The 20863-nt window shown below is 43.2% G+C and carries 26 protein-coding genes; 3 read left to right on the top strand and 23 right to left on the bottom strand.

What is annotated here, in order from left to right; all coding sequences use genetic code 11:
- Window positions 1-4 precede the first annotated feature (4 nt).
- The 21 genes from B3S93_RS13660 to B3S93_RS13560 all read right to left on the bottom strand — a co-directional run bounded on the left by B3S93_RS13660 (window position 5) and on the right by B3S93_RS13560 (window position 17598).
- Complete coding sequence (locus B3S93_RS13660) at window positions 5-367, bottom strand: hypothetical protein (RefSeq protein WP_292404169.1); 363 nt, start codon at window positions 365-367, stop codon at window positions 5-7.
- Complete coding sequence (locus B3S93_RS13655; RefSeq protein ID WP_292749160.1) at window positions 367-1821, bottom strand: integrating conjugative element protein; 1455 nt, start codon at window positions 1819-1821, stop codon at window positions 367-369. The genes B3S93_RS13660 and B3S93_RS13655 overlap by 1 nt, the downstream gene beginning before the upstream one ends.
- The gene (locus B3S93_RS13650; protein ID WP_292404174.1) at window positions 1733-2719 is read right to left on the bottom strand and encodes a TIGR03756 family integrating conjugative element protein; all 987 of its coding nucleotides are present in this window, start codon (window positions 2717-2719) and stop codon (window positions 1733-1735) included. The genes B3S93_RS13655 and B3S93_RS13650 overlap by 89 nt, the downstream gene beginning before the upstream one ends.
- Window positions 2719-3138, bottom strand: a complete 420-nt coding sequence (locus B3S93_RS13645; protein WP_292404177.1) for a TIGR03757 family integrating conjugative element protein — start codon at window positions 3136-3138, stop codon at window positions 2719-2721. The genes B3S93_RS13650 and B3S93_RS13645 overlap by 1 nt, the downstream gene beginning before the upstream one ends.
- Window positions 3131-5857 (bottom strand): conjugative transfer ATPase, encoded by a 2727-nt coding sequence (locus B3S93_RS13640; RefSeq protein ID WP_292404180.1) that lies wholly within the window; start codon window positions 5855-5857, stop codon window positions 3131-3133. Before B3S93_RS13640 ends, B3S93_RS13645 begins: the two co-directional genes overlap by 8 nt.
- Entirely contained in the window at window positions 5857-6258 is a 402-nt protein-coding gene (locus tag B3S93_RS13635) for a TIGR03751 family conjugal transfer lipoprotein (RefSeq protein ID WP_292404183.1), read from the bottom strand. Before B3S93_RS13635 ends, B3S93_RS13640 begins: the two co-directional genes overlap by 1 nt.
- A complete protein-coding gene (locus tag B3S93_RS13630; protein WP_292404186.1) occupies window positions 6215-7546 on the bottom strand; it encodes a TIGR03752 family integrating conjugative element protein in 1332 nt (443 codons plus the stop codon). The genes B3S93_RS13635 and B3S93_RS13630 overlap by 44 nt, the downstream gene beginning before the upstream one ends.
- Window positions 7546-8325: a TIGR03749 family integrating conjugative element protein gene (locus B3S93_RS13625; protein ID WP_292404189.1), complete on the bottom strand. Its 780-nt coding sequence runs from the start codon at window positions 8323-8325 to the stop codon at window positions 7546-7548. The genes B3S93_RS13630 and B3S93_RS13625 overlap by 1 nt, the downstream gene beginning before the upstream one ends.
- Window positions 8325-8957, bottom strand: a complete 633-nt coding sequence (locus tag B3S93_RS13620) for a PFL_4703 family integrating conjugative element protein (protein WP_292404192.1) — start codon at window positions 8955-8957, stop codon at window positions 8325-8327. The genes B3S93_RS13625 and B3S93_RS13620 overlap by 1 nt, the downstream gene beginning before the upstream one ends.
- Window positions 8947-9318 carry a TIGR03750 family conjugal transfer protein gene (locus tag B3S93_RS13615; RefSeq protein ID WP_292404196.1) on the bottom strand — a complete coding sequence of 124 codons (372 nt, stop codon included), beginning with the start codon at window positions 9316-9318 and terminating at the stop codon, window positions 8947-8949. Before B3S93_RS13615 ends, B3S93_RS13620 begins: the two co-directional genes overlap by 11 nt.
- Window positions 9318-9653, bottom strand: a complete 336-nt coding sequence (locus B3S93_RS13610; RefSeq protein ID WP_292404199.1) for a TIGR03745 family integrating conjugative element membrane protein — start codon at window positions 9651-9653, stop codon at window positions 9318-9320. Before B3S93_RS13610 ends, B3S93_RS13615 begins: the two co-directional genes overlap by 1 nt.
- Before the next feature lie 13 nt (window positions 9654-9666).
- Entirely contained in the window at window positions 9667-9909 is a 243-nt protein-coding gene (locus B3S93_RS13605) for a TIGR03758 family integrating conjugative element protein (RefSeq protein ID WP_292404202.1), read from the bottom strand.
- A 3-nt stretch (window positions 9910-9912) separates the two neighbouring features.
- Window positions 9913-10212 carry an RAQPRD family integrative conjugative element protein gene (locus tag B3S93_RS13600; protein ID WP_292404205.1) on the bottom strand — a complete coding sequence of 100 codons (300 nt, stop codon included), beginning with the start codon at window positions 10210-10212 and terminating at the stop codon, window positions 9913-9915.
- Between the two features lie 90 nt (window positions 10213-10302).
- Complete coding sequence (locus B3S93_RS13595; protein ID WP_292404208.1) at window positions 10303-10998, bottom strand: TIGR03747 family integrating conjugative element membrane protein; 696 nt, start codon at window positions 10996-10998, stop codon at window positions 10303-10305.
- Complete coding sequence (traD, locus tag B3S93_RS13590) at window positions 10999-13056, bottom strand: type IV conjugative transfer system coupling protein TraD (RefSeq protein ID WP_292404211.1); 2058 nt, start codon at window positions 13054-13056, stop codon at window positions 10999-11001.
- The gene (locus B3S93_RS13585) at window positions 13053-13535 is read right to left on the bottom strand and encodes an integrating conjugative element protein (RefSeq protein ID WP_292404214.1); all 483 of its coding nucleotides are present in this window, start codon (window positions 13533-13535) and stop codon (window positions 13053-13055) included. Before B3S93_RS13585 ends, traD begins: the two co-directional genes overlap by 4 nt.
- Window positions 13532-14191, bottom strand: coding sequence for a transglycosylase SLT domain-containing protein (locus B3S93_RS13580; RefSeq protein WP_292404217.1), 660 nt, complete (start codon window positions 14189-14191; stop codon window positions 13532-13534). Before B3S93_RS13580 ends, B3S93_RS13585 begins: the two co-directional genes overlap by 4 nt.
- 348 nt (window positions 14192-14539) lie before the next feature.
- The gene (locus B3S93_RS13575) at window positions 14540-15316 is read right to left on the bottom strand and encodes a TIGR03759 family integrating conjugative element protein (protein WP_292404220.1); all 777 of its coding nucleotides are present in this window, start codon (window positions 15314-15316) and stop codon (window positions 14540-14542) included.
- Window positions 15300-16181, bottom strand: a complete 882-nt coding sequence (locus B3S93_RS13570) for a hypothetical protein (RefSeq protein WP_292404223.1) — start codon at window positions 16179-16181, stop codon at window positions 15300-15302. The genes B3S93_RS13575 and B3S93_RS13570 overlap by 17 nt, the downstream gene beginning before the upstream one ends.
- Window positions 16181-16690, bottom strand: a complete 510-nt coding sequence (locus B3S93_RS13565; RefSeq protein ID WP_292398589.1) for a hypothetical protein — start codon at window positions 16688-16690, stop codon at window positions 16181-16183. Before B3S93_RS13565 ends, B3S93_RS13570 begins: the two co-directional genes overlap by 1 nt.
- Window positions 16691-16776: 86 nt before the next feature.
- Complete coding sequence (locus B3S93_RS13560; protein WP_292398586.1) at window positions 16777-17598, bottom strand: STY4526/YPO1902 family pathogenicity island replication protein; 822 nt, start codon at window positions 17596-17598, stop codon at window positions 16777-16779.
- 666 nt (window positions 17599-18264) lie between these two features.
- Between B3S93_RS13560 and B3S93_RS13555 the strand changes: the two genes are divergently transcribed.
- Both B3S93_RS13555 and B3S93_RS13550 read left to right on the top strand, forming a co-directional pair.
- Window positions 18265-18960 carry a ParA family protein gene (locus B3S93_RS13555; protein ID WP_292398583.1) on the top strand — a complete coding sequence of 232 codons (696 nt, stop codon included), beginning with the start codon at window positions 18265-18267 and terminating at the stop codon, window positions 18958-18960.
- Window positions 18953-19312: a hypothetical protein gene (locus B3S93_RS13550; protein ID WP_292398579.1), complete on the top strand. Its 360-nt coding sequence runs from the start codon at window positions 18953-18955 to the stop codon at window positions 19310-19312. Before B3S93_RS13555 ends, B3S93_RS13550 begins: the two co-directional genes overlap by 8 nt.
- Window positions 19313-19386: 74 nt before the next feature.
- Here B3S93_RS13550 and B3S93_RS13545 read toward each other — a convergent pair whose 3' ends face one another.
- Window positions 19387-20034, bottom strand: coding sequence for a nuclease-related domain-containing protein (locus B3S93_RS13545; protein ID WP_292404225.1), 648 nt, complete (start codon window positions 20032-20034; stop codon window positions 19387-19389).
- Window positions 20035-20104: 70 nt separating this feature from the next.
- On the opposite strand from B3S93_RS13545, the gene B3S93_RS13540 reads away from it, so the two are divergent.
- Window positions 20105-20293 carry a hypothetical protein gene (locus B3S93_RS13540; RefSeq protein ID WP_292398573.1) on the top strand — a complete coding sequence of 63 codons (189 nt, stop codon included), beginning with the start codon at window positions 20105-20107 and terminating at the stop codon, window positions 20291-20293.
- A 163-nt stretch (window positions 20294-20456) separates the two neighbouring features.
- Here the strand turns inward: B3S93_RS13540 and B3S93_RS13535 are convergent, their stop codons facing one another.
- Entirely contained in the window at window positions 20457-20759 is a 303-nt protein-coding gene (locus B3S93_RS13535) for a hypothetical protein (protein ID WP_292398570.1), read from the bottom strand.
- Between the last annotated feature and the right edge of the window lie 104 nt (window positions 20760-20863).

Below are 20863 nucleotides of genomic sequence, written 5' to 3'. Positions count from 1 at the left end.
GTGTTTAACTCATCAATCGTGCTGGTACGGCTTCGACTACGACAAACTCGAAGGCGATTATAAATACGGCTACACGCCAACGCATTGCTTGGGCTCTTTGTATTTGAACATCATCAAAACCTTTGGCTTTTCCATACAATTCAGCAATCTGATCCCAGAACATAATTACTGCACCAAGAAATCCCCATCGTATATATCGTGCTACAGATTCAAAGCTACTCATGGTTTGTACAAAGTAGGCCACTTCTTGATGTGTCTGTGCAGCTACATTTAGCAGTCCAAGAATAACTATTAGAGCGACAGTAATACCTGCTAACCACAGCAATGACTTTTTAAGAAAACGACGTGATCTACTTATTATGGCCATTAGTCATTCTCTGAACTGATAGTGTCATTCGGTAAATTGGTGCGCGGTGTTGGGTTGCTAGTTGAGTTTCCAACACGTACTTTCATGGCTTCAACATCTTTAATTGTTTGTGACGTTGCAGCAGCAAGGCGCTTGTTCATCTCATGCTCAAATAATGTGTCATCAATGGATTGCTGCAGGCGTGCTGAGTATTTTTGAGCTGCTTCCTGAGCCGGCCCGTTTTGTGACACGTTTGGTTCTTGTGCGCCAGAGAACAATAGTCGGAGAAGCATTAATGACATTTCAATGACACGAGCGGTCGCTACTTCCTGAATTAAACGGCCTTTTAGAATGTTTTGTTCTGCAGGAGACAGCTTTCTTAAAGCCTGAATAGTCCCAGAAGTAATAACAACGCTTGGAGTAGAGATTGACAGCAGATTATCACCGGACATTTCTAAATTACCGTTAATGAGATCATCGAAGATTGGCGTTAAACGCTCGACCTCTTTATTGATTTCAAAGGACATGCCACGGGCTGGCATCGTTTCTGTTGGTCGATCAGAATATGTACGTACCTTCTCTTCGCCAAGTAGGGAACGGCTAAAGCTCATCAATTCTTCAGGAGACTCCCAAAGCTCACTGACTCTACTGCCATTTTGAGGTGCAATAGCGTTTGAATTTGCATCACGATTTAAAGATTGGTTATAGCCCGCTTTCACTATGTCAGATGGTATGTCGATAGGTCGCTGACCTCGACCACCAGCTTTGGTGCCACCTACCCAGGTCACACCATTATCGCCATTGTTTTTTTCTACGTTTTGCTGTGCCTGGACAACATCTACAGAAGCGGTTCGGTATCCACCGCCTCCCATCTGGCCTTGCCAATCTTGTGTCCGGGAAATATCTATCCAGCCCTCAAACGGGCTTCCACCCTGAGAAATGGTTTGTTGCATTTGTTGGCAGCTCTGAGTAGAAACACGAACCCCTTGCTCTGCCCTTGCCATGCTATTCATAAGTAGCTCATACAAGCCAGGATTCGCACGCTGCAACATCAGTAATGGAAGTGAAGCAATTGCACCAGTGGCAGCATCTGTAACCTGTTGTTGAATGGCGTCAGCACCGCTTTTAACTTGGTTTAATGTATTTGCTATGCCAAGCGTAGGGTCGAATGCGCTACAGTTAAAGCCACTACCCCAGTCTAGTGATCCACCGAGAATAATACTGTTAGTTATAGGTGATGCAGGGGCTGTCATAGCCCTTTGACCGCCAACACCGTAATACCAAGCTGCATTTGAATCAGGTATCTGCAGGTTATAAGCATACGAATTACCAGAGCATATTAAGGCGGTAGTAATAGCTAGATATTTCAGTTTCACAATGCGTTCCTTATGGGTATGACATGAAGTTGATGCTGTACAGGAAAAACTGTCCCTTTCGTTCGCAGCATTGATAGGGACGCCAAAGGGTCCATGCATAGTTGCCGGTTGAAGCGTTATTGCCATTACCATCCCAACCAGCTAAGGAGGTAGTGTCGTTCTCACCAAATACAGTGCAGCTTTTAGATGTTTCTGGAACAAGCATTTGCCACTTGCCATTTTTATCTGTGTTTTCTTCTAAGCCACTTGGAGGCCATATGCGACCGTTGTAACCTGGTGTTCCAGATAACGACTGATATACGTGAGGCTGGCCTGAACGCGTAACAATATCTCCTACCCTCTGAGCTATTACGGCACCTGCTTTAGCATCTGACGATTGGCTGATGAATCCGCTTCGTGGATATACAGAACCCCATGTGTTGATTGGAAAGCTACCAATCTCTCTTATTCCTGGAATTAGTGCAGATGGATAGGCTGATTCAGGAATGCCGAGACGCCAGGCAATAGAATCTGTTCCAGATACGAAATAAGGATTAAATGCTGTAGCTTGTGATGGGCAGCTGTAACTAAATGAAATGGAAGTAACTGGATGACCAATAGCATCGCTTGACTTAAACTTGAGCGTATTAAGGTCCGTTCCTTTAGTTGTTTGATTACTACCAGCTGAAATGGATGCGGCTTTATTGATAAGTGAGCCGACAGCTGATTGAGAAACGCTGCCCACGATGCCGTTTGCTTCTTCCCAAGGATTATTGCCAATGCCGTTATGAGCGCTAACAACTAGATCAGGGTTGTGATGACCAATTTTGGGTGAGGTTTCAACATCACAGCTATTTCCCGAGCACCTTAGCCAGAAGCAAACCCCTACCAGCCGGTAGTCGATGCAGGACGCGCTCATTGCAGAAGCCACAATATCTGCTGTATTTATAGTTTTGGTTTCTGCATATGCTGAGACAGTAAACATAGCTGCGAAGGTAGCGGCAAAGACGGTTTTCATTATTGAGCCACCTGCTTTTTATACATGCTGATAGCTTTATTAACGTCAGTCACACCATAAATGACATACTCCCCACCATTAAATACGATTGCAGGTATTTTTTTGATTTCATATTTCATCGCTATAAGCGCGCCTTCGTAGGCAGCCATCAACTGATGTTGTATTTCATTGCCGTGCTGCTCAATTCGCTCTTTGGCCTGTTTTTGAGCTAAGGTCGGATCGGAAGAAAGCCCTTCACTCAATTGCTTTTCAAACTGGTCTGGAGCACTAAGATCGTATGCCTTAACATTTGCAATTCTCTCTGCCATTTGTACATTCAGAAGCCGAGTGTCTTTATCGTAGAAAGCCTCTACGATAAGTTGGTTTGCATTAGCCGTGGTTGTGAACAAGGTGACTGCAATGAGTGCGAGCTTATGCATTGGTAGCCTCCAAGCTATGTTTTCGTCGTGCTTCTTTGATTTTTTCAGCGACTATTTCAGCTGCACCTACGCGATCACAGCCTGTTTCTTGCATGATTTCACGGCGCTCAGCCTTTTCGTGTTGCTCGGTCATGGCAAGTGATAAAGCGATCGCTGGCGGGATAGCCCTAAAAAGTGGATCGAGAATATCAGTGAGAATGACTCCCTCGGTGTACTGCCGATCTGATTTACGTGCCGCCAGCAGCTTTGCCTCCTGTTCTTTGGTTAGATCTTTGAAACGAGAAATCTGGTTGACTTCATCTCGTTCCATCACAAGACAGATCCACCACTCAAGCATTGTTAGCATTCGCCTGCTATCGTCCGGGAAATCAGCAAGATTTTGTGTTGCGATCCAGAACCACGCGCCAAGCTTCCGCCACATTTTTACGATTTTGATGATGTAAGGTGCCAATATGGCATTCTTGGTGATGATATGGCCTTCGTCTGTAAGCATCAGTGTTGGACGGCCTTCATGCTGTTCACGCTCAACTAAAGCGTGGACATGATTCATCAGGCTCATATAAGCAACCGTTAGCTTATCTTCATAGCCTTCGCGGGCGAGAATGCCCATATCGAAAATGGTGATATCAACATCAGGCCACTCTGTACCTGGTCTGTTGAAAAGTTTCCCTTCAATACCACTGCAGTACAGCTCCATAGCATCTGCCATTTCAATAGCACGAGCCGTCCTGTTGTGATCTAGGTCTTCCGTGTGGCGCATGGCCTTAACGACATCTTCTGTCAGTACATGGTCACGGCCAGCATCTTTGACAGTCTGTGCAGCACGATAAATAGCTTTTCTGATAACCAGCCTGTCAGCACGATGTAGTAAATCATCTTCTTTTTTCTCTCCGCCGGTAATCATGACGCGAGCAGCCAGTTCCATTTCACCTAAGTAATCGCGATCTTCATCCTCATCTTCAATGTCGACCTCCTCGCCATATTCATCTGTCACAATTTCATCTTCTGACAGATCGAGAAGTTTCATAGCATTAGTAAATGGCGGGAGCGAAATATCCGCGCTAGGAGTTACTGATATTTGATTAACGGTTAAGCCATGCTTAATCATGTACTCACCCAGAAGTCCAAATGAGTCACCGGCTTCAACAATGAATATTCGTGGTCGATGGACGGCAGTAATTTTCATTACAGCGTCTACCAAGGTCGCAGATTTACCTGCCCCTGTAGGACCGATTATTAAGGCATGTGCATTCTTTTTACGATCGTATTTGTTAAATGGATCGACTAGAAGTGGTTCACCACCACGATTGAAATAACTCAGGCCAGGATGGTCTGTGCCTTTTGAGCGTCCATAGACCGGAAGCAGAGATGCAATGTGTCTTGAGAAAACCAATCTTGAGCGACGTTGCTTCTTTTGTACCATTAAGCTATCGAACTTCATGGGCAGACTGCGGATATACATATCTTGCTTAAGCAGATCTTGATTTTCAGCAATCGGTTGCAGGTTATTACTAAGTAACAGGGACTCAATTACAGAAACCGCATCATCAAGCTTTTCAATATTGTCTGCTCGTGTCAGGAAGCTGATATAAACAGGATAAAGCGTGTTGTTCTTCGCTAGCTCATGTTGCGCAGTTTTGGCTTCTTGCTGAGCAAGTTCAGCTTCAGCATTGTCACCTACAGCAGATCGCATAATGCGACCAAGATGGTTAAGCACCTGGTCACGAGGCTTTATCTCAATGCTCATTGACATGACCGTGCCTTCCGGCATCCGGTCAAACATAGCAAAAGTATGTTCACCGGCGCTTCGCTCTGCGGTGAATACCCCGTTTTTCGGTACGCGGCGTAAAGCTTGAACGCTTATGGCTGTATGGGGCATTCCATCGAAATACCAGATCCCTTTCTCGGCATCTGAGCTTGGACGTGACAGAGATAATTGTTCAGCTAGATCGTACCCATAAGCAAGATCTGTATCACCAGGATATGGAGCTGCTTTTAGTAGTTCTTCACAATCACCTTTCGTTAAGACTGGTTTAGGATTTAACCATCGCAGCATCCATTCATATAACTCTTTACCGCCAGCAACTCTGGTTTTCACGCCAATGCCAGTAAACTGAGTCATCAGACGTTTACGAATTCTGCCAAGCTCACGCACATCTCTGTCGTAGTCAGATTTGTAGTTTTCTGGGAAATACCGATATAGGCACATACGCACTTTGCGTCTTTTACCTTGCCAGCGTCCGCCAGTAACAACTTCATCATGGAACAGACCGTTAGGTTGGCCTACCTGACGTAAATGCTCATCCATTACTTTAAGAAAGTGTTTTGTATATGGTGTATCAACTGCACGTGGATGTGCATACTCTCTGATTTGATCGGTAAGTGTACGAACACTTAATTCATCTTGAACAAAAAACTGTAATGTCCAAGGTGCAATGTTGTCTTCAGGAATTGTTTCAGTGATTGTCGCTTGAAGCTTGTCCTGAATTTCGAGAATGTAATCTTCAGTTTTGGCTTCTACACCTACTGGCTCTATCTCAAAAAGCGCGCCAATCCCCTTTCCATCTTCAAGAAGAAATACTTGGTTCTCGCTATCGTATTCTCTCCATGGGAGCAGGTTAGTAAATGATGGTTGCTCACTGTAATCCTTACGAACATCCTCTTTAGTGAGTGGAGGAACTGAAGATGCTGTGCTTTTTGCAAATAAGCTCTTTAACATTACATTTCACCAGGCAATGCGTATTCAGTACGTTCGTACAATGGAAAGGCTGTCGAATAACCCGGTACCGGCAAACGGGAAGATGTCGAAAGGTGTGAATACACGAACATCACTAATGTTGGATTAGGTAATCTAGGGAATTGTTGTTGGATTTCTCGGTTTGCATCGCGAGTGTATCCATCCAGATCCGCATCATAGTTTCCAGCTTGTCGTTCACGAATACGTGCAAAGGCCGACTGTCCGTTTGAAGTGCCGGCTGACAAATTGTTTTCGTGATTTCGATAGACCTCTTCCATAGTTGGGCCTGTCTGAGGTAGCAAGTCATCTTTTGTTTGAGATGCACAAGCTGTTAACAGACTAATCAAGGTAACGATGACTATCTTGGCTACTGTTACGCGCATGTCTTAATTTCCTGCCATTTGGTTTGTAATTAATTGGTAATTCAGCATCGATGTGGATAGCGACGTTTGAGCCGGTATCGACATAAATCACATCGAATGTCTGTTGTTGACGTTTCTCTAGCCATTCACTAATTGCTGACCCACCTCCAGATAAAGTTTCATATCCAGCATTGCGGACTGCATCGCCGGTAACTGATTCAGTGGTATCTCCTTGTGAGGAGACAATTCTTGTGGTCTCAGCGTCTGCAACGGCTTTTGCTCCGGCTTCTATACCCTGAGCGAAGATTGAGCCAGCAAGAAAGGTGGCTGCATTAGAGATTCTGCGTCCTGAGACGCATGGAATACCGCGATTATCAGAAATCCATGCAAGACGATTAATGTTGCCAGTACTGTTGTTGTTTTGAAGTTCTTGGTCACCAACGCTCAACGTTTGGATTGTTCCGTCGTCGAAAACATATGTAACGGATGTCATGTCGGCTCGAACGCATGAAAGCGTCCAGTCACCAGTTGCAGTACCTGAAAAGATCATGTGATTTACTTCAGGCAGTTCCATGCCATTTGCTGTCAGGTTTTCACGTCCTACAATAATTTTTACGGGGTATGGATCTTCTACTGTTCCATTGATAGGCACACGGCCCATTAAGGCTGTCATAGCGGTAGAGCCAATTAATGTTGAGTTCCGTGGAACGGTATAAACAGGCTCAATAATGATGTCTTGATTGGAACCGCCCGTAATCGTTTGACCTACGCTATTGTTTAATGCGCTTGTATCACCGAGAATGTCAGAGGCAGAATCAACCGAGCTGGAAGGGCTGAAAGAGGTATTGAGCATCCCGCCCTCTTCATCAGGCATTTTGCTATCTACTGGTTCTACCCATACATCTCCCTGTGGTTGAATGTCTGGGATTACAAAGTCCGTGTCAAAATCAAGCTCAGGTGGCGGCGTATCGTTCTGACGTTGTGTTAATAAATCAACACGTTCCATCAAAACATCGAGAGTAGAGTTAGTATTCGTGTTCTCAGTGGGACGTTTAGCTAGCTCCTCCTTAATCTGAGCTTGTTCGGCTATTAGCCTGTCATTTTCTTCACGCATTTCCTGAACTAAAGATGTCAGGGTTCTAAGCGTGTCTTCAGTCGTGTCACCGTCAGGAACAAGTTGGCCACCAATTCTTTCTTGCATCTCATTGGCGGCTTCTTTATCTGAATTATTTGCCACCACAGCGATAACTAGTACGACAAAACCTATAGCAATGATTGGAATAAGTTTATTCGTCATTTTTCCAGCCACTAGAAAGACTCCCAAAATGGTCTGTCGGAAATAAGATAAACAGCCGTTGTGTCTGTTATTTCACCTGCCGCGCCCAATGTTGCATGTTGAAAAGTGGCAGCAAGCCATTTTCCACGAATGTCGCGTGGATCTAAGATCGCTTTCTCTTTCTGTTTGTTAACTAGTTTTACAGCGGTGATGTACAGGCCAGCATTTGAGAAAGAAATAACCGGTGTCATTTCTGTTATATGGCCACGAATTAGGTGACTGTCAGATTGTTGTGCAACATTTATTCGATGCATTCCTTCTGGAACATGAATGAGACGTTCTGGTGCATAGAGATGCTGAGCAGCAACACGCGTCAATGTTTCATAACCATGACGCAGAGGCTCTTGTTTTTCAGTGCTTGCAGATGTTGATGTCGATGACTCAGTTTTTGCTTCAGGAAAAAGAACTGTTACTTGCTCATCTGTACCGTGCTGTTCATTGGATGAAAGATGAATCACAATCGTTTTTTGTGTGGCTGCGTCCTGGACTAGAATTCGTTTGTCTGTGAATTCTTCACTGGCCTCCCAGTAGATAACGCCATTGACCGAGAGAGTTGTAAGTGAACTTGCAATGGCTGCAGGGATTTTGGCTCGAACACTCTTTAATGGGAATACCACCATCTTTTCAGTGTTGGGCTTTAAGATCACTTTAATGGGCGTTTTATCCCAAACCACTTTTTCATCAGCAAAAGGTTTCGTAGGGAAAAATGCAAATGCAAACAGAACCGTGAAGATTGATATAAAGCACTTCATTATTCATTTACCGTTTTTGGAATTCTTGTTGGATTGCCATGAAAGCCGTCGAGCTGTAGCCCCCAAGGATTAAAATCGAGACTGATATCGCTTCTTACTACTTTAATTGGATAGCGAATATCTACCGTCTTGATGTCTACTCCGCGATGTGTTTCTTTTATTCTGAGGTCGAGCCAGACGACAAAGTTGTTTTCGTTAATGATTTCTACCCTTTCGTCGTCGTATGCCATTTCGTTGATCACAGTGACGGTTCTTGTTCTTCTGTCTAACTCTCCACGGCCACTACGACGCAGAATGTCCTCCTTAAGCCATTGCGTATATCTAGGAGTAAGATAAGCGCTCAGTTCACCAACTCGTGACGGATATTCGACGGAACCATCTTCAAGCCATGTGTTGAGGAAACTGAAAATGCTGATAGCAAAGCTATAGGCTGTGGTTGCAGGCACTTGATTTAGCGTGATTGTTGACCCAGCACGAATATCAGGTGGTATGAATACCCGTTGAACATCACGCGCTTTATTGGCTGAATTCCAGAATAAAAAGCAAAAAAGAACTACTATTCCAATCACAACACGGAGCGTTGTGATGTGAGATTTGAGATTGTCTACTTCGCCTCGATATTTACTCACCATCTGTACGTCCGACTCCCCAGGTACCTGTATAGCGAATAACGCGATGGTTCTTCGTATTGATTTTCAAGCGAAGGAACACATCACGGAGCATGAGGTAATGTTGATAATAGTAGTCAGGTCTACCTCGCTTAATTCTTTGAAACAGCGAACCACTGACTAAGATAGTTATTAAGAGCATGACCATAGCAGCACCCATCCCCATCATTGTTTTACCTAAAATGGTTGCAACAATTAGGCAGGTTGGCACCCAGAAAAGCGCCCCGACTTTTAATACCATGCCCAGCTCTGAGTTTGAGAGGCCACGAAATATCGGTGGCTCGTTATTGAGCCTGTCAGCAAGAATTTCTGCTGAGTCATTCATTAAAAAACGCCAGCTGCTTGAGCAAGCAGGTAAGAAACATACATGAATACCGCAGCGCCCACGATGACGGTTACACCGACTTCGCCCCATTCTTTTCTACCATTACGCGCTTGGTTAATGTCTGATAGTGCAATCCAAGCCAGCCATAAAAAGCCACAAACTGATAAAGCTAAACCTCCAATTATGGCTGCGTCTTTGAGGTAACCTTTAAACAGCTCTAACCAGTTGCCTTGAGCATCGCCACTTGATGGTGGTACAGCGGTAGGAAGTCTCGCGTAGGCGTTCTGGCAAAGCAGTAGGTAAAGCGCTGCAACGGTTGAAAGGGTTTTTTTCATTGGAGTCTCCTCGCTAAGAAACGATAAAAAGAATGAGTGATAAGAGGACAGCGGCTCGAATGCCACTGGCGATTACGTCGTAAAAGGAGACATCGTTTTTTTTTGATGCCCATTGTTGGTAATAAGAAAGTGTTACCCAGGCACTCCATAGCATGACAGCCGCGACAACTAGACCGCCAAGCAGCAGAGCCATATCAGGCATAGAAACGCCAGTGGCATTCAGGAAGCTTTGGGCTTGTTTTGAGTTTGCTTCCATAAGTTATCTCCGGTAATCGCCGGATAGCGGTGCATAGTTTCGTGGTTCGATGGTTGGGCCATCTAGATGCTCTTGAATACCAAGACGCATCATCATGAGATCTTTACGAAGTTGGTTGTATTGAAAGCGAATACGATTATCTGGATTTGCACGTCCTTGAGCTTCATCAACGAGAGCACTTAGGCCGTCAAGTTCATGGACTAATTTTGCTAGACTTTCACGCTCTGCAAAGTTGCTAGCATTAGCAACAGATGTAAAAGCAATGGTTGCAACAAGGAAAAGGGGCTTTAGCATTTTGGTCATTTCTCACGACATTAACTTTGTGTGAGTGAAAGTCTGCCCAAGCCCCTCGTTCGAGACAATGAATAACCGGATATTGGTCCGAGCCGGTTACTAAATATATTTCTTAAATAGATAGGTAACCATGAAGATACCAACGCCGAAAAATAAGGCAAATGGTAGGATTACAGCGTTAGGGTGTACCGATATTGGGAACGCGAGATATACAACCCACGGTGCGATGAAACATATTGGAATCCAGCGTTTTGCGTGATGATATAAGCTTGCATGTTCACGACCAACTGACCATTTTCGGATATCACGCTGAACCAAACCTTCTACAGATCCAACAACAGCGAATATAAGAAAAGCCGGTAATGCAAGCGTTAGGATGGCCAGTCGTATAGCAAATACCTGAGTAACATATACTGCAGCCAAGACATGCTCAGCGATGACTCTAGTCACATCACCTGCTGTAGTGTCACGAAAAATATTCGATAGAACTCCCATAATTCCTGTTTTGACGTACATGACATCGTGCATTTTTGCAGCAATTCTCTCAGCATATTCAACTGGTCTTTGTACGAGTAAGCTTTGCTGAAAGTCTTTGTTTAGATAGGAAAGCTCAGTCTTCACCATATCCCGGCTATGATTGACCCCCTCATCTCGCCAAGAAGTATTCATGCCTATCCATTCTGTGATTATTGACATAAGTAAAGCCAATAAAAGCCAGACAATCATCGTGAGTATTCGAGATATCCAAGTACTGATAAAACCTTTGTTTGAGCGTGGGTGATTATCTTGTGCCATTTACTCAATCCACCATGACTCTCCGGTACGGTAAGAAGCAGCCATGTCCTCTGCCATCTCATCAAAGTTTGATGTCATATAGAGATCGTTTTTGGAGTCCGCCAGCGGCACCCTAATTTTCCATAGCTGCCCCCCACCAGTCAGAATGAATGCCTGCCCTTTCGGCAGTGCCATAATCGTGGCAGGAGACAAAAGCGGGGCTTCGGTGAAGGTGATACGGTCTTGGGCGCTGGAGGTGAAATCTACATCAGAGTCAATATCTACATTATCAGACGACCCGGTGACTTCGGTAGCTGCAGCAACCTCAACCATAGGCAGCTGCTCTGTAAATAACTCTGCAGTAGCCAGCTCTTTTACTCGGAAGGTGACAATGGTTCCAAAGTTACCAAGTGCCTGACCGGCTTTCGCTTGATCACCCAGTTTTACGATAATGTCCGACATTGTTTGTGTATAAGCAGTGATCTGTAGTCCTGCCCCACCGCCTTTGTTGAGCATTGGCAAGAATTCATCACCCATAAGCTCATTAACTTCATCTGCATGGACATTAATTGCCACTTTGCTACCTGAAGATGTGTCTTGGTTGTGAAAGCCCAGCTCGGTACCGTGTTTATAGATTTCACCAGCAGTCGAAACTAAATCGGCAAACATGGTGTTACCCACCGTCCCGGCTATTGCCATGTCTTGAAGTGCGTCAAGTCCTATATAAACCACTTTCTTCTGCCTAATAACCTGACCCCAGCTAAATACGGGGCGGTTGTCTTCAGAGTCGTTATATGCCGGAGATATCAGTTCGGCAATGCGTCCAGATATGAGTTTTTCCAGCAATGGCAGACCACTGGCCACGATTTTATCGAAGTAGGTCTTATCGTATTCAAAGGTGGAGCGTAGTCCCATCGCAACCGCATCAAATAACTTTCTATCCTGTGCATACTTAATCATGGCATTGGCTCTTTTGTTTTTGCCGCGCAAGCTCATGGGTAGCATTTTGTCGTTCAGGTTTTCTGCTATTTCCTTAACATGTTTTTCCCAGTTCGGCTCAGCAACGCCACTTAGCCAGACTTCGTAATAATCAATGAGTAGGTCATCAATGCTTTGAATATGCTGTGCGAGTTGTGCATAGTCTGGTCTACGTCCGAGCGCTACCAGCGCCTGTGCAATGATGTTGGTAAACCGCCAGAAGAATTCTCTAAAGACATTAGAACTGCCACCACTATCGAGCTGATTGGCTGTCCTGGTTGCAACCTCTGTTACGCGACTGAAATGACCAATACCATTGTATCGAGATGAAATGTCTGGAAAGCCCAGGTGAAACACCACTAAATCATCTTCACGACCAGCCGCTTTGCACTCAGCGATGACTCTTCGCATGAGTTCTGCATCACCTTTTGGGTCGAAAACAATTGTGATATCGCCGCGACGAATATCTTGTGTTATCAGTATCTCGGCAAGACGTGTCTTACCAACGCGAGTAGTGCCTAATACGAGTGTGTGCGCGTTTCTTTCTGATAGCAGCGAAACGACTGGCTCTTCATGCCCACCTACACCATGAATCTGAGGTTCACCACCAATAGGGGGTAATGGTCTGACAGGGTTATATTTGGAGTCACGATTGAGTAGTTCTGCCACTTTGGAAAGACGGGGAGATGATTCCCACTCTAGCTCTTTACGCCTAGCCAATCTGTAAAGATAACCAGGATTAATGTACTTGCTGGCGGCAGGGTCACGAGTGTCCTTCAACCGTTGAGCATGTCTCTGTCCCCATCGAAAGCCAAGTCCATAGAACAGATATTTCCGGCTGACGGGGATATCGGTTGGTGCCATTTTAAAAAGAACTTGCCGGCGAAGGCCTTTTTGATACTTTGAGAGTAGTACGAAGTCTCTGAAATTACGATATGCGTTGTAGGTGAGAATGCCCCCTACACCGTAAGCTACTGAGGGAGTCATCATTAACGACCACGGTGCTAAAAAAGCCATTGCTGCACCGGTGGTCGATATTGTCGCTGACCAGATCTCAACTTTTGGTCGAAGAAGAATTTCCAGAGTATGTTTTTGCTTCATTGGGCAATCTGCGTACGAGTGATCAAGACAGGGTAATGTTTAAGATTAAATTGTTTAGCCAGGTCACTTCCTGATGCAGGTGAAACTTGAAGGCCATTAGCAGCACGTATAACAGCTTGTAGGTCTGAAGCAGAAGCGGAATTGACAATCAAGCCCACTGCTCCGGCTTTGATTAGTGCCTGCCTATGCTTGTTAAGCCATTGGATCGAAATATTGTCTGCACCGACAAGAAATAAAGGGCTTGGTAAATATGGAAGTGATACGGTGCGTTTAGTAACTCTACCCACCGACATTTCAGGCGTATTAGGCGTGGCCAGTTTGGCAATGTTGGGTTTTTGTTTGGGTGCTGGTTCAGATTGAAGCTCTGAAAGGTACTTATCTGAACTAATGGTCCGTCCAGAATCAAATACTACTTTTGGCCCTGCTTGTGTAGCGATGTTGCATAAAAGCAGAAGTGTGAATACGAGATATCTGCTCATTTAGTTGCCTGCAGATAGGCTAGTACATTTTTCTGATATTTTTTAGCACGAGCAGCCCGTTCAGGAGTATTGCTTCTTGTATGGTATTCGCCTGCACAATAGACCCAATCCGTTTTTCTTTCGTAGCATTCACGCAGAATTCTTGCGCCCGTTTGAATATTGTGTTGAGGATCTAATGCTCTCCATGGATCGATTAATTTATCTTTGTGCCAGTACCAATTCGTTTGCATCAAGCCGATATCGACTAGTGTTATGTCGTTCGCCAGCAATAGCATAATTGCAGCATAGGCTTTTTCACGTGTTGGAAAGTAATAGCCTTTACCACGAACATTTATTGTCCACGGCCAAACTCTTTTGATTTTTGGATTAGTGCTTTCTGCACGTGAGATCGCATATAACAGATTGGCTGGTACCCCCTCCTCTCTTGCAATCTTTACATAGAGTTTTGGAATAGCCGTTGCTGTCTGATTGTTAGCGTTAGCATAAAAAGGAAGAGCGAGACTAGTTGTTAGTGCTAGTGATGTTAGAAAGGATTTCCGACATATCTTCGTTAAGAATATGAGTGTGAACCCATATCCGGTTTTTATATTCAAATTGCATAGGAGAAGCAATGATGAATGCATCCTCTTTAATGCCGAGGAAGATACATCGGTCATGCAAGCTTGCCACAAGGATGGCATGCTCTGAGGAGTGGTCTGGGTATTTTGCTTGCAGATAGTTGAATATCTGCTGCTGTATATTGATTTTCTCGCCATCAGTTTTATTGGCAAGAGTAGAAATTTGAAATTTCCAGATGAAAAAGCTACCTGAAAGTTGTTCGACTATTCTTCCCCATGAGAAGCAATACGCACCTATATTGACCGCATCAACAATGCTTGTGCCATTATTGATTTTTGTGTCGGATACTTCTTTCTCGATTTCGCCGTCGAGAAATTTCTGATAAGTGTTCAAATCAATAGGCGTCGCGTCTGATTTCATATGGGTTAAGTTCGATTAATCAAATATTATTCTACCCTTTTTACCCCTCCAGTGTTATCAACTTTAAATGTCGCAGGCAGCTGCCCTTCATCAAGCTGGTACTGCTTCATTAGAGCCTGCCCGTGGTTTAGTGTGATACGACGGTTGCGAAGCAGTTCTGCATCGATTCTGTTTTCCATGGCCCATTGACGAATGACACTATTTTCTTTGTCGCTGGAGTCGCTAAAATAAACATCTAGGTGGAGACTTTGGTCCACCAGCATCATGGTGAGCAGCTGCTGGATTTTTTTATCACAGGCTTCACAGTCAGTTAGTTTTGTGGCAATTAATGTTCTTTTTGTCGTTGTGTTAGATAGCTGTTGTGGTGTGGTTTCAGGCACTGAAGGTAATTGAGAGCGAATTTGTTCAATATCTATAAGTGGTTTATTACCCTTATCTCTCCATGCTTCATCATAGGCACGTTGAAAGGCTAAGACTCGCTCTGTATCTTGCTCCATCATGTCGGCCCACAAGCGAGCATATTTTTTACGTTCAGCTTCGTTTTGTGCATGTATACCTAATACCTCCAGAGGAGATATGGTGTCTGGACTTATGCTACCTCTCACTCCTTCCATCAATTCTTCATACCTGGCATATTCAGATTCAGATAAGCCCCACTGAAGATGCTTTTGTTCGGTTTGAGTTGTTGTTGATTCAGTGATTATTGAACGTGTTTCATTGCTACTAGCTGTGCTGCCTGCAAAAACTGTGCTGCTACTCAGTAAAAGCACTATAAGTGCGTTTTTGTTAAATGCTAAGTTCAAAGCTCTCCCCTTCTTGGTTTTTAACCACGACGCTATCTTTAGCGATACTTTCCAATCTCCAACCACCGATAGTTTCATTCGATGCAAGCAGATGAATCTCTCCAGAATATTCAATCTGGGCAAATCGCTCGCCACCCCAAGAATCAATGCCGATCAGGTTAAGCTCATTAGTCTTTTTGGGTATTGTTGGCTTTGCTTGAATGTTCGGTGCTGCCTGGGGAGTGGCTTGCTTGTTAGTTGCTGGTTTGGGGCCGGTTGCTACGGGTGCTGTTTTTAATGCTGCCAACTCCTTTTTCAAACCATCTAATGAGCGCACTAAGTCATTCAGCTTTTCCACACTTTGTGCGTGTAGTTCTATCCCGCTTCTAACAACAGTAATTCGCTCTGATTCGTTTGCTTCAATTTCATCAAGTCTGGAGGTTATCTGACTTACTTCCTCTTGAAGATCTGCATTTAGTGTTTCTGAATTGGAAATCGGTGACTCACTGCTTGACTGGGTTGGCGGTGTGATAACTATAGCGTTCTCGTCATTTTCAATGGCTATCAAGTCAACTTCAGTTTCGCCATCAACATCTTGAGCTGAAGGTATATCGATATTGATTGGATCTGGAGTTAAACCGTCATCAGTTCCTAATTCAATTTCCGTGCTCTCAGGCTCTGCTATTGAGGTTATTGACTCAGTAATATCAATACCTGGCTCTACTAAATAGTCCTTATCTCTTTCCAGCAAGAATGCAGCGGTACCAAGTACACCGACCATCGCAACAAGACCAATAACCTTGAACCATATTGGTGCTGACTTTTTACCAAGATCACTAGGTATCTCACCTTCAAAAACATCGTGTGTTTGTTTATTTTCAGTCATTATTTGAACTCTTCAACAGTATCGAATGCAATTAGTCGGTGTACAGGATCGACTTTCATCCAGTAGGCCTTACCCACCAGCATCATCAATGCATCTTTAAGCATCACAGGGCCGATTTTTCGATGTGCGTGAGGTAATGGCTTACTAAGGAGTTGTTTAACGTGCCCACCCTGAATGGTGGGTGACGCCATTGAAAATCCACTGCGCATTAGCAGGAACTCGATAGCTTCACCTACGGTTTGAGCTTTTGATGGGATTTCAGTGTCTATAACCACTTCAAGCAGATTTTCTTGCTGCTGTGTGTTTACTGCATCTGCGTTTGTGTATCGTCCAACTCGAATTTGTGTGGCAGAAGGTGGTTCATAGTCATAACGCTCAATAAAAATATTGGGTTTTGGTTTTTGTGCGTCGGCTATTGCAACAGCTTTAGTTTGTTGTTTGACGCTTGGGAGTGTTATGCAGCCAGTCATAAAGACTGGCAATAAGGCGGCGAGTAATATTGTACGCAAGATGCTTCTCCATCAAATTTGCGTACATATTCGTTTTAGGCTGACTTAAAGGCAATGAATAACCGGATATTGGTCCGAGCCGGTTATCATGCAATGCTTTTAACTTTAGGATTAGATTCGTTTTCTAGCCAAGCAGATAATGTTGGCCATAGGTGCCGTAGCGCGATGTCATTTAATGTCTTGCTAACCTCAAGACAACGCTCTAATGGGTATTTACCCGTACTCGTATTCCACGCATTCCAAACCAATACTTCTTCATCGTCTGAAAGCCGTCTAGGTGGTCCGCCCATAGTTTTTGGTGCGTTGAGTGATTTGCGCATTTCTTGAAATGCTGCCTTTCCCATTCCTGTCAATGCATGAACCATCGGCCATGATGCATCTTTGACAATAAGCTGCTTAATTGCTTCAGCCTCACGTTGAGACTCTATGATGTACTCTAAAGCCATTGGTAGCTTAATTTCGTTAGCAGTAATTTCATACCAAACGATGCCGGTTCTGGCGATTGCAAGAGTATCTTGAAGTGTCATTGCTGCCAATTCACGAACGTTTCTGAGTGGAATTTCAAACTTTTGAGTTAGGTTATCTATTTCAGTTTCATCTGCAGAGAGTGTTGAAAGTGTTCTAAGGAGTTTGTGTGTGATATCCATGTCTTGGACATCACCGATGTTACGAATTCCATTTTTAGCTAGAGAGATTGCTTTATCTAGGAGGGTTACATCAACATGGATATCGATTAACTGATAAATTCTTGACAACTTATACAGGTCACCATGTGGTAGAGATGAGATCATCTCTACTTGTTCAACAGTAACACCCATATCGTGTATCGACTCGATATCAGCATTTAATGACGTATTTATCAGCTTAGTCAGGAAGCTATACGTCATGTTAGTGTAAAGGCTTTGCACTGCCCTACTCCTTTCAGAACTTCTTACCCCTGCCTACATCCTTGGACCCAGGCTCCTCATTTCACGAGCCTATTTAACAAAGATATATTCCTGAATTCAATCGTTATTTTTACAAACCATATATAGTGTGAACTGGTTCTCACAAATGTGATTTCACATGTTCTTCACATATATAAGAAGGCCATTTTGTATTTTTAAGACATAGATTTTTCTCTTGTCAGCTCATGTCTTCAAATAATGCGCAAACTACAGACGTCCAATAGGAAAAATTCACATATATTCAGAAGCCTACGTAACATTTCTTCTAAATCATTCATTAGTCTCTGTTTTCATCAAGTCTCGAGGCTAAGTACGGATAATGGTATTCCGATGTACATCCATCATCTTTATAAAGCTAGCTATCCAGATAGCAAACAGATAGTAGAAAGATATCGGATAGCTATTTATAACACTTTTAAATGGATATCTATAAGATATCTAGATAGCTATTAAATATCTGTTAGTTTCTAGCTAATAGATAGCTATCCGATATCTCAATGATATTCGATAGCTAGCTGTTAATTACTAGATATCTGTGTACAGATGATTTAGAATCACGACTATGGCTAGCTATCTGTTATCTGGATAGCTATCAGATATCTTTTTAAATATAAAAGGAAGCAACTTATGCCTACAATTGTTATGGCGAGTTCCAAGGGTGGGGCAGGTAAGACTACCGCTGCCGTTACTTTGGCTGGAGAGTTAGCGCGTCAGGGTCTGGAGAAAGGGGTCAACATAGCGTTAGTTGATGCTGATCCTAATAAACATAGTGCAAAGTGGGCTAAGAAAAATGGTTGTCCAGAGAACCTAACATTATATGAGTCAGATGAGTCGAGCATTATTGACGATATAGAAAAGGCTGAACAAGAAAATGCTTTTGTGATTGTTGATCTTGAGGGGACGGCAAGTATTGCAGTGGCAAATGCAGTGAGTAGGGCAGACCTGGTTATTATTTTATGTCAGGGTTCACAGAATGATGCTGATGAAGCTGTAAAAACAATTAAGTTATTACGTCAGCAAGGAAAAGCATTCAGAAGGGATATCCCATATTCAGTCCTATTTACACGAACAAGCACAGCGATTGTGCCTCGTACCTTGAAATTCATTGTCAGTCAGTTTACAGAATCAGGTGTGGATGTCTTCAAGGTATCCTTAATAGAGAAGGATGCCTATAAAGCTGTACATTCTTTTGGTGGGATAGTTAACAATCTCGATCCTAAAGATGTTTCAGGTATTGAGGTTACTGCTGCTAACGCTAAGGCATACGCTGAAGAGGTTAAACGTAAGCTTAAAGAGATAATGTCAGGAGGTAGTGATGGCTGAGCGAGCTGGATTAGATTTAGATGATATCAATGAAGATGAAGTAGATATCGCTTCATTAACGGGACCGAAGAATCCAAAGCCAAAAGTTGATCGTAAAGAGTTAAATAAAGTCTCTGAAGAGGCTGGGTTTGTGAGTCGTCAGGCACCAAGACAGAGGAGAAGGGGAGGACGAACTGCTTATACCCAACAGAAAAACTTTAAGATGCGACCAGATATGCCAGAACTATTTGCTGATGTCGCTGATGGACTCGGTATAAAAGACTATGAGTTATTAGAAATGGCTATTCAAGCATTATTGGCTAAGCAGAAAATGAAAGATGAATTAGAAAGGTTTAAAAGTATCACATCATAGAGGTACTAAGCAGGGTAGAGGAGGTGGAACATAACTGACTTTATAGCCTGAATACCTTTACCTAGAAAGGGCTGTTATGCAGCCCTTTTTTTATGAGTTGCCTTCAGATATTCAACATGCTTTTTATCTGTCTTATTACTTTCAGGAAGTCGGCGTACTTGCAGCTGGCCGGTAAGATGATATACCTCATCCATTGTCAATGATTCCAGTGGGAATGACTCGATATATTCCCGAAGTTCATTACTTTTAACGACACCAGTAGGGCGCTCTGATTTGAATTCAGCATCACCAGAGAAAGAAACCACATTAATCATATCCACACTTGCATAGCCGGTGATGGCCTCAATAGCCTTTAGATGACTGTAGTTCTGTCTGATAGGGTTCTGAAAAGTATATTTATCAAACGCTGTATATTGATACCATTCGCTCGAATTTTCGCTTCCTACTATTGAACCTCGATAGTGTTTAGTTTCGATGACAAACAATCCCCGAGAGCTGATCAGGATATGATCAACCTGGCTCGATCCTTCACGATCTTCAAGATCAATGACGGGCAGGGTAACGCTTGAGAGTAGGGCGTAATTATCGTCTGACAATGACACCTTCAGCACATCATTTACGATCTGCTCACCAATATGTGAAGCATATTTATGCGCCTGGAACTTTTTAGAGGCATAGAAGCCTCCAGCAAACCCAAATGCAATTAAAAGTAAGAATTCCATCACTTATTCCTATGTTTTATTCCTTATATATATACATAACATGAAAGCTGATTCACGAAAGTGGCAGCAGATGCCTATTTATGCAATAGATTTACCTTTATATGAAATGACATTGATCGCTGATGCTGAAGCTGTAGAAGATGCTGTCTTTGGCAGCATGCGAATTCTACCTCCACGGTTAAACATACCAGTCTCAATCAGTATTCTGAGGCTAGCTTCATCGGTGCATTCAAATTTTTCATTACCCGATAATGTGTAAACATACTTACCGGTCATGGGTCCTCTTTGGTACTGATATGGATGGCAGATTTCTCCATTAGTATTTTTTCCAATTACATCCGTGAGTAGTTCAATCATATGCGGTAATACATCTGGCCAAAATTTAAGTAAGTACTATGATGAAATAACAAAGTAGATTTACCTCAATGCGTAGGGTGTTCATCATTTGTGTCAATTTCTAAGACACGTATCAAGTAGTCTTCTTTTTTAGGTGTGTATCTGCATTGGCCCTTTACAACTTCACGCAACATTGTAGGATTTATCTCTTTAGTACTGATTGCCCAGGCAACTAAAACTTCATGTTCTTTTTTTTCAATCTCATAAATCTTAGTCATGCAATCATCAGTCAGTTCAGTTTCCCGGAATCTTTTTTTCAGATCCAGTAGTTCAATCATCACGGGTTTTGTTTGCTCTTCAAATTTACAACTATTCATTTTCGTTTTCATTCTTTTGCCTTAAACATTTTTGACAATGTTCAATTTAATCGATGATCGGATTGTGACTCATACAAAAAGCGTGTCTATTTGTTTTCAGCTAAACCATTGATCTA

Source organism: Methylophaga sp. UBA3613 (assembly GCF_002375415.1).
GTDB lineage: Bacteria > Pseudomonadota > Gammaproteobacteria > Nitrosococcales > Methylophagaceae > Methylophaga.
This window is presented reverse-complemented; position numbering and strand designations above follow the sequence as displayed.

Excerpts from the sequence above, each read along its gene's own strand:
- B3S93_RS13660 (WP_292404169.1), bottom strand. The coding sequence starts at position 367 with ATGGCCATAATAAGTAGATCACGTCGTTTTCTTAAAAAGTCATTGCTG.
- B3S93_RS13655 (WP_292749160.1), bottom strand. The coding sequence starts at position 1,821 with ATGCATGGACCCTTTGGCGTCCCTATCAATGCTGCGAACGAAAGGGAC.
- B3S93_RS13650 (WP_292404174.1), bottom strand. The coding sequence starts at position 2,719 with ATGAAAACCGTCTTTGCCGCTACCTTCGCAGCTATGTTTACTGTCTCA.
- B3S93_RS13645 (WP_292404177.1), bottom strand. The coding sequence starts at position 3,138 with ATGCATAAGCTCGCACTCATTGCAGTCACCTTGTTCACAACCACGGCT.
- B3S93_RS13640 (WP_292404180.1), bottom strand. The coding sequence starts at position 5,857 with ATGTTAAAGAGCTTATTTGCAAAAAGCACAGCATCTTCAGTTCCTCCA.
- B3S93_RS13635 (WP_292404183.1), bottom strand. The coding sequence starts at position 6,258 with ATGCGCGTAACAGTAGCCAAGATAGTCATCGTTACCTTGATTAGTCTG.
- B3S93_RS13625 (WP_292404189.1), bottom strand. The coding sequence starts at position 8,325 with ATGAAGTGCTTTATATCAATCTTCACGGTTCTGTTTGCATTTGCATTT.
- B3S93_RS13620 (WP_292404192.1), bottom strand. The coding sequence starts at position 8,957 with ATGGTGAGTAAATATCGAGGCGAAGTAGACAATCTCAAATCTCACATC.
- B3S93_RS13615 (WP_292404196.1), bottom strand. The coding sequence starts at position 9,318 with ATGAATGACTCAGCAGAAATTCTTGCTGACAGGCTCAATAACGAGCCA.
- B3S93_RS13610 (WP_292404199.1), bottom strand. The coding sequence starts at position 9,653 with ATGAAAAAAACCCTTTCAACCGTTGCAGCGCTTTACCTACTGCTTTGC.
- B3S93_RS13605 (WP_292404202.1), bottom strand. The coding sequence starts at position 9,909 with ATGGAAGCAAACTCAAAACAAGCCCAAAGCTTCCTGAATGCCACTGGC.
- B3S93_RS13600 (WP_292404205.1), bottom strand. The coding sequence starts at position 10,212 with ATGACCAAAATGCTAAAGCCCCTTTTCCTTGTTGCAACCATTGCTTTT.
- B3S93_RS13595 (WP_292404208.1), bottom strand. The coding sequence starts at position 10,998 with ATGGCACAAGATAATCACCCACGCTCAAACAAAGGTTTTATCAGTACT.
- traD (WP_292404211.1), bottom strand. The coding sequence starts at position 13,056 with ATGAAGCAAAAACATACTCTGGAAATTCTTCTTCGACCAAAAGTTGAG.
- B3S93_RS13585 (WP_292404214.1), bottom strand. The coding sequence starts at position 13,535 with ATGAGCAGATATCTCGTATTCACACTTCTGCTTTTATGCAACATCGCT.
- B3S93_RS13580 (WP_292404217.1), bottom strand. The coding sequence starts at position 14,191 with ATGACCGATGTATCTTCCTCGGCATTAAAGAGGATGCATTCATCATTG.
- B3S93_RS13570 (WP_292404223.1), bottom strand. The coding sequence starts at position 16,181 with ATGACTGAAAATAAACAAACACACGATGTTTTTGAAGGTGAGATACCT.
- B3S93_RS13555 (WP_292398583.1), top strand. The coding sequence starts at position 18,265 with ATGCCTACAATTGTTATGGCGAGTTCCAAGGGTGGGGCAGGTAAGACT.
- B3S93_RS13550 (WP_292398579.1), top strand. The coding sequence starts at position 18,953 with ATGGCTGAGCGAGCTGGATTAGATTTAGATGATATCAATGAAGATGAA.
- B3S93_RS13545 (WP_292404225.1), bottom strand. The coding sequence starts at position 20,034 with ATGGAATTCTTACTTTTAATTGCATTTGGGTTTGCTGGAGGCTTCTAT.
- B3S93_RS13540 (WP_292398573.1), top strand. The coding sequence starts at position 20,105 with ATGCCTATTTATGCAATAGATTTACCTTTATATGAAATGACATTGATC.
- B3S93_RS13535 (WP_292398570.1), bottom strand. The coding sequence starts at position 20,759 with ATGAAAACGAAAATGAATAGTTGTAAATTTGAAGAGCAAACAAAACCC.